The organism is uncultured Rothia sp. (genome assembly GCF_937976295.1).
Lineage (GTDB): Bacteria > Actinomycetota > Actinomycetes > Actinomycetales > Micrococcaceae > Rothia.
In genome coordinates this window covers 1-7,569 of the sequence record NZ_CALJRY010000193.1, presented here as the reverse complement: position 1 = coordinate 7,569, position 7,569 = coordinate 1, and the positions used below count along the sequence as shown (strand labels likewise).

General features: G+C 57.6%; 5 protein-coding genes and 1 pseudogene. 2 read left to right on the top strand and 4 right to left on the bottom strand.

Features of this window, described 5'->3' with window-relative positions:
- Both Q0216_RS05420 and Q0216_RS05415 read left to right on the top strand, forming a co-directional pair.
- Positions 1-2,388, top strand: a pseudogene (locus Q0216_RS05420) (hypothetical protein); the annotation flags it as partial.
- Between the two features lie 290 nt (positions 2,389-2,678).
- Positions 2,679-4,040: a hypothetical protein gene (locus Q0216_RS05415; RefSeq protein WP_298593563.1), complete on the top strand. Its 1,362-nt coding sequence runs from the start codon at positions 2,679-2,681 to the stop codon at positions 4,038-4,040.
- Between the two features lie 81 nt (positions 4,041-4,121).
- On the opposite strand, the gene Q0216_RS05410 is transcribed toward Q0216_RS05415, so the two are convergent.
- From Q0216_RS05410 to Q0216_RS05395, 4 genes are all read right to left on the bottom strand, one after another.
- The gene (locus tag Q0216_RS05410) at positions 4,122-4,739 is read right to left on the bottom strand and encodes a DUF4913 domain-containing protein (RefSeq protein WP_298593562.1); all 618 of its coding nucleotides are present in this window, start codon (positions 4,737-4,739) and stop codon (positions 4,122-4,124) included.
- The gene (locus Q0216_RS05405; protein WP_298593561.1) at positions 4,736-6,589 is read right to left on the bottom strand and encodes a type IV secretory system conjugative DNA transfer family protein; all 1,854 of its coding nucleotides are present in this window, start codon (positions 6,587-6,589) and stop codon (positions 4,736-4,738) included. The genes Q0216_RS05410 and Q0216_RS05405 overlap by 4 nt, the downstream gene beginning before the upstream one ends.
- A gap of 121 nt (positions 6,590-6,710) precedes the next feature.
- Entirely contained in the window at positions 6,711-7,358 is a 648-nt protein-coding gene (locus tag Q0216_RS05400; RefSeq protein WP_298593560.1) for a hypothetical protein, read from the bottom strand.
- A 3-nt stretch (positions 7,359-7,361) separates the two neighbouring features.
- Positions 7,362-7,569 (bottom strand): CHAP domain-containing protein (locus tag Q0216_RS05395; protein WP_366139819.1); only part of this gene is annotated, 208 nt, incomplete at its 5' end.

Here is a 7,569-nt window from a genome sequence, read left to right as displayed (position 1 = left end):
GCGGTAGGGGCCGGTGGTGCCCTGCGCCTAATCGACCGTGAAGTCGGTGCCGTCCGCCTCGATGAGCTGTTCCGCTTTAAGAATGAAGAGGAAGCAGCAGCGACGCTACGTCTGCGTGAGCCGGTGCCTGTTGGTCCTGATGAGCCGTTCGCGTGGTACCGTGCGCAGGGCCGTGTGGCCGCCGGTGACAGTGAGACCATGACTCAGCAGGTCTTCGCCGCCTATCAGCGCGATATCGCTGACGGGAAGTCGTCGCTGATGATGGGCTCCTCTAACGAATCCGTCGCGGCGCTGAATGCGCTTGCGCAGGCACACCGAATCTCCACCTCAGGTGAGCAGACCGGCGACAGCGTTATCCTGCGCCCTGGATCTGCACCCGGTGCAGGACAGGCCACCGCATACGTGGGCGACACAATCGTCACGCGCCGTAACGACCGTAGCCTACCGGTCTATGCAGGCCGTGATTTCGTCAAGAACGGCGACCGGTGGAGCATTGAGAGCGTAGGCGAGGACGGGTCTCTCACAGTGCGCCACCTCGAACACGGCGGTACCGTCACCTTGCCCGCAGAATACGTACGCGAGAATGTGGAGCTGGGCTACGCGCTGACAGTGCACCGTGCACAGGGTGCCACCGTAGACACCGCGCACGCTCTAGTCGATAGCCGCACCGACCGTGCAGGCGCCTACGTGGGCCTATCGCGTGGACGCGAGCAGAACCGCCTCTACGTGAACCTGGGCGAGGGTGAAAAGCTGGACGAGGTGCTGCAGGTTATCGCTGACCGTCACGATAGTGAAGCGCAGCTAAGTATCCATGAGAGCGTAGACACGATCCGTGCGCAGCAGATGGATACTGCGGCGGCACTAGCTGAATATGCAGAGCACGCTGAATTGGCTCAGCGTGCCGTTGTTGCTGGCCTGGTCACTGAAGGCATGAGCCGCGCAACTCATGGCGACTCTGCTGTCGTGGACGCTGACATTGCGGCAGTGCTGGGCTCTGAAGGCTTCGGGGCATTGGCTCAACAGTTGGGTCAGATGCACCGGGACGGCGTGGACGTGCCCGCTCTCATTGAGCGTGCTTATGCACGTCGTGCCCTGAGTGGAGATTCTGATACTCCCATTGATGCTGCGGCCGTTTTGGGGTGGCGTGTGGAGCAGCTGAGCACCCAAACAGTACAGGCAGCGGCTGAGCGTCCGCTGGCCTCTATCTCCGATGAGCACTTGGCAGCGCTGATTACTCGCGCTGAAGCTCATGAGCGTAACACTCAGCCTGCACAACAGCCGGTTCTTGATGACCCGAACTGGTACACGAACCCCTACGCGTTAGTGAAGACCGAGGACCTGCTGGTACTGCGTGAACGCACCGAGCATGCCCTGAACGCTCAGGGCACAGACGCTACTGGTGTGTCTGCTCAGCTGCGAGAGGCTCTGGGGGACATGGATGCAGAGATTACACGCCGCCGGTGGGGCATCAGCGGAGATCAGCGTGAACTGGAGCAGATTATCCGCGGTGAAATCCCGCGTACCTCAGGACGGTTCACAGTACATCAGGTGCTGCGGGAAGAGCAGAAGGTCCGCCAAATCGTGCCTGCTACCGGCTCGTTGGTGGAGCCGTCAAAGGTAAGCCCTAGGGAAGTATCAGGGCATCTGCTGGACCGATTCTGGGAGAAGCACCCGGCAGTTCGTCAGGGACGACTGGGCACGATTTTGCGGGCGCGTTCTCGTGAGATTGGCAAGCTGGTCCGTGCACGGGGTGAAGAGCTGGCACGTCAGGTGCAAGCCGGTAAAGCTCCGGCATGGGTGAAGGCTTTGGGCCCGGTACCGACCCGCAAGCGGGCCTTCCGCAGGTGGGTTCGTGCAGCCGGCGAGGCTGAGGCGCTACGCCGTACGTATAACGTGCCCGATAGTGAACCGGCGGTGCTACCTGCACAGATGGTTCATGAGGCGAGCCAGCGGGTCAATAACGCCCGGCTGGCTGCTGAGGGTGCGCCCTTGCAGGTGCAGTCTGCGGTGAAGGTTCGTGCGGCTAAGGCCGTTTTGGGTGTTCTTGAGCAGGTGAAGCGCGTCGGTAAGGCGGCACGCTTGTCGGAGCGGGCTAAGCAGCGCTCTGGTGAGGTGCCGGTTCAGGCACAGGTTAGTGGTAAGGAGAAGATGATGAGTGAGACGGAAGAGCGGTTGCGTCGTGAGCGTGAGGCTCGTGCTGAGAGGGTCCGTCAGATGGTGGAGCGGACCCGTAGCCTGGATGATCGGTTGAGGAATCAGCCAGATGATCAGGCGCAGCGCCAGCAGAGGGCTGCTCACCAGCAGCGTCAGCGTCAGATGCAAGAGCGTCAGGCGCAGCAGATGCATGAGCAGGCTCGTCGTGGTGTGCGTGGGCCGGGTGTCTCGTAGCGGCACATAAGAAGGGGTAAGAAGCCGTATTATGGCTTCTTACCCCTCTTCTTCTTGTAAGACTTAGTTGAAGCACCCAGATCATGAGTGCGGGCACAAAAAAGGCACCCATTGAGGGTGCCTTAGAACAAGGTCCGTAGCTTCGACCAGGATCCACCGGCTTACCCCGCTACAGCTCACCCAGTATACCTCATCGCCTTACGGCGACTACGTCAGGGTTCTTGTTTTACCTTGCTACTATAAGTGTATCAGAACCGAATACCAACCGCAACAACTTTGTGAAGGAACCAATGACGTCTTCTACTTCTTCCGGCGATCACCTTATCAGTGATTATCAATGGGACTTTATCAAGAATCCTCGGAACCATATTGAGCGTGAATATTACTCCCGCATCGTTGATTTTTACCAAAAAAATAGTGCTGCCCCACGATTTGCCTTTGTGGACGAAACCTACATACCCCCTAAGAAGGCTGCAGGTGGGTACGGTATGCATCAGGGCTTCTACGCGATGACAGCAGTGATTATTGAAGCAGACAAGCTCAAGGAATTCCGTGACGCGCTGACCGGTCTCGATTTGCCGGAACAGAAATTCCATGCTGTGGATAACAGTGATACCTACAACATTAGGTTCCTAGAATTTATCAACCAGTACCTTGCCGATAGTGCCACTGTGGTTACTGTAGGTACGGCAGTCGATTATTCCTCAAAGCCTGAAACTCAGCTTGACCTTGTGCGAACTGCACGCCACAGTAACCTGCTCTCCCTCATCCAGCAATGCCAAGATCGAGACAACCCGGTCTATGCGTTCGTCTTCGAACGTATGAAGGAGAAGGGTGAGAATGAGATGGATCTGGAAGCTATCTCGAACTTTATCCAGGCTGGTCTTATTGAACCTATTGCGCGTATCCAGGTATCACCGGGTGCTGATAATCTCCTGTGGACTACTGACGCTATCTGCTACGCCGTTCAGAAAGTCCTTAACTCTTCCAACTACGATCTATACGATGCGGTCAAAAACAACTTGGAAGTCTATGATGCAATCAGCCAAAGGTACCTTGACCTTGCTCCTGGACCGAACCAGCAGGCTCCGAAAAATACGCTCAACTTTGAGATAGCAACCACCCCTGTTAAGGACCTCTCGGATGCTGAGCTCATGCAGGTCGCGAGTGGGCGTTTCGTCCGTGAAGAAGTAATTGTGACCCTTGCGGATAATGGCCAAGGGCGTGTCCTGCAGCCTGAGAAACAACAGGGACTTGCCTACAAGAAGACTCAGGCACAGGGTCATCAGTATCAGCTGTCTCCTGAACAAGCTGTCGCTCAGAGTATTGCGCGTGGTGATATGACTCCCCGGCAGAAGCAGGCCTTTGAGGAATTGAACCGTCGCGGCACTCCTCTCCCCGAAGGGTTGCAGGCTGTTAAAGCCTCGTATGAGCGGATGGAACGCGCCCGGATAGATATTTTTAAACCGGATCAGCAGAATCAGCGGTCTCAGAATCAAGGTCAGCAACAACAGCAGAATAACCAACAACAACAGCGGAGTAACCAGCAACAACAGAACCAGAATCAGCGGGCCCGTCGTCAAGAACGACGCCGAGACCGAAACCAGCAGCAGCAGAACCAGAATCAGCAGCGCCGCGGTCCCCGCCGCTAGCCTGTCTTAACAAGTACCAGGCACTAAATAGAAGGTGAGGGGAGAAACCCATTTTCGGGTTTCTCCCCCTCACCTCATTTTTTAACGACCCTGTAGGAACTCCTCAAAGCTAGGATCCGTGGAACGCTCATACACATCCGGGTCCTGATGCCCAGCCTTACACTCAGCAAACTGCTCATCCCACAGGCGGTGAACCACCGCATGAAGCTTCTCATGCCACCACAGGGCAGCATCCGAGAACCCCTCACCCTCGTCAGGGGCACGATACGCAGACTCCCACGCCGCCCACAGTGCCGTCAGCTCCTCCACCGCCGCCGGGTGACGGAACCAGCAGGGGCGAATCGACTCCCAGGACGACGCGAAATACCGCCCATTCACCCAGTCCACCCACTCACGCAGCCGGACCCACAGCCCCCGCGCCTCAGCAGCAGAAACATGCCGCCAACAGTACGGCACATACGTTGCAGGCTCAGCAGCCGCTACATCCTGCACCTCATACTCACCGTCCACCGCAGCAGGCACCGGCCCGGCGCTCTCCAGCTGCTCCACACGATCACGCAACGCGTCCAGCACATCAAGCAGCTGGTCAGAAAGCGCCTCCAGCGCCTTCACCCTTTCCGCCAGAAAATCATGCTGCTCCGAAACCACCGGAATCGGCGCGGTCATCGGCATCACATCATCATCAAAGCCGTAACTCACTGGCCCTCAAATCCTTCCCGCTCCACACGCTGACCCTCAACAAACGCCGACGTGTCCGGCAGCTGCATCTTGCCGCACAACTGCCACGCCCGCAACTGGTCCTCCTTCACCTCATCAGCATCCGGCCTCTCCCACCACGGGGTCAACCCAAGATGCATCGGGCGGTAATTCTTATACGACACCATCGCAGAGAACGCCGGAATCTGCGTCATCTCCGCAGCCTCCATCACCAGCTTCTCCTCAGTACTATGCGAAGTCGAGCTATTACCCATCTTGCCGCTCGAGTGCGAACGGCTCACCCGCTGCTTCTCAAACTTACCCAACGCCTCCGAGACAGGCCTCATTGTCTCCACATCAAGACCCGGCAAATAGTACTTCACAACAGAGTTACCCACAATCGTGCGGCCACCCTGCTCACCCCACCGGTCAATCAGCTGACTCATCGACTGCGCAATCAAAATAACCTCAACACCACGACCATTAATATCAGACATAATCGAGTCCATCTTCGGGAACGCAGCAAGGTTCGGGGCCTCATCCAGCACCGCACGGAAACACGGCCACAAACGGCCCCCGGGCTTCTCCTGGCTCAACTCGCGCGCCGTGTTGATTAGCTCGTTCGCAAACATAGAGACGAGCGGGCCCGTCTCAACACCGGTTGCCGTGTCCGACACCAAATACAGCGTGTTCGGACCCGACAAAAACTCACGCATATTAAAGGCATACGCCGGGTGGACCATCAGCTGCTCACGGATACGCGGCACCGCCAACGGCTCCAACAAACCCGACAGGGTCTGCTGAATCGAATCCAGCGTCTCCGCAGCCTTCGACTCCTGCTTCGCCGCCAAAAACGCCAAAACCTCCGGGTTAACACGCCCAGCATGCATCTCCGCAGTCTTCAACGCATCACGCCCACGCAGATTCTGACTCCACGCAATCACATCGTTCAGCGTCTTCCCAGAGACCGCAGCCACATGCAAGAAACGCGCCAAAAACGCGCCCGCCTGCTGATTAAACCAATCCCCATTCTTCGTCCCACTCATCGGCTGAGCACCAGCCCACGCCTGAGCACGACGCTGCGCCACCTCAAAGTTCTCACACCCAGAAATCGGGTTCCACGCCGCCTTATGCGGCCAACCCGACGAATCATCCAGGTCAAACGCAACGACCTGACCGGCCGGGTGCAGACGCTCACGCGTACAAGCAGTCATCATCAGCAAATCAGCCTTCGTGCTCGTCGCCATCACCGCACCCGGGGCATCCAGCACAAGATTCGAGGCAATCGAGGTCGTCTTACCGGCCTGCGTAGGAGCCAGAACTAATTTGGATTCTTTCGCCTCACCATACACCGGCTTGCCACCAACATAAGACGAGGCGCCCTTCTTCTTCACGACCTTGCCGCCCAACTTACCCAGCTCAGTCACCAACCACGACTCCGGCATCTCATCCACCCACTGACCAATCAGACGCGCCGACTCCTTCGGATCCGGCGACACCGGAGGCATAGAAATCTTCGCCTTCTTTCGTGCCGCCTTCACCGCCGCATCATGACCCAACGACCCAGCAACCTGCTTATACGACACCATATGCGCAGCCGACGCCTTACGGCTACCGCCGCCACCTAGACCATCACCGGCCTTCAACACCAAAGCAGCAACAATAACCGCCGGGATGAGGGACAAACCCACCACAACCCAGAAAAGCACACCGACACCATGGTCCTTCACATGCCACGCGATATCAGTAATCGTCCAGACACCAGACTCCAACCCAGCACCCAAATAAGCACCAGCAGCAAGCACCAAACCAAAAAACATCAGCGCAGCCGACTCGTTAGGACGCAAATCCATCTCAGCTCTCCTTAACTATTGATGGCATTGTGCTATGACCACATCTTGCAGTCATAGCACAACGCAGTGAAGCCACAACGCAAACACCACACCGAAGCATCATGCCCTTACCAGCACACTACTAACGACGCTTTGCCGACAACGGCGCAATATTAGACACCTTCGGCGCCTCACCCGGACCCGAACGATGCAACTGAACCACCCACACCCCATCATTCGTACTCACACGCACCACCGCACGCGTCGGATCAGACGGAAACTCCGTATACACAGCCTCCTTCACCTCACGCACAGACGTATACGCCGGGTTATACCGAGCCAACTGCTCACGATACTTATCCGTCACACGCGGATCCATATACTGATGCCACGTCGCCGCATCCGTATCCATCGCGAACACACGCATCGTCTGCACCGCAAAATCCGTCGCCTCCTTCTGCTCCTGCGGACTCCACCCCGCAGCATCAGAAGCCACATCCACGTTACCGGGAGCACCATAATGCCCCCACCGACTCGCAGACGGAAGCGCCGCAATAATCGTCGGCGCCGCCGAAACCGAAGCAACCGGGGTAGCCGAAGACGGCTGCGCCGTACTCGCCACCGCAGCAGGTGGGTGCGACTGCGCACCCGAGGCGGTCACCGACGCAGAAGCAGTCACCACAGGCGACCCCGTCGGCGCCGAATCAGCTGTAGACGCCGAACACGCCACCAGCCACGAGAGCATCACCACGGCAACACCAGTAGCCGCAACCTTCTGACGAAACATCATCTCTTAGTCCTTCTTAACCTTCTCACTATCAGGGATATGCAGATACGTCGTGACCTGATCAGCAGGAATAGTGCGAGTACCGTACGCATACGGAGTCACACCGTTATACTCCTCAATCGTCACAGTGCCATCATCATTGACCGCCTGCACTACAGCAATATGCCCGTACTGCTGCGAAGCACCCACCGCACCCGGAGCGAAGTGGGCCATC

Coding starts and splice junctions, on each gene's coding strand:
- Q0216_RS05400 (WP_298593560.1), bottom strand. CDS start 7,358: ATGATGTTTCGTCAGAAGGTTGCGGCTACTGGTGTTGCCGTGGTGATG.
- Q0216_RS05405 (WP_298593561.1), bottom strand. CDS start 6,589: ATGGATTTGCGTCCTAACGAGTCGGCTGCGCTGATGTTTTTTGGTTTG.
- Q0216_RS05415 (WP_298593563.1), top strand. CDS start 2,679: ATGACGTCTTCTACTTCTTCCGGCGATCACCTTATCAGTGATTATCAA.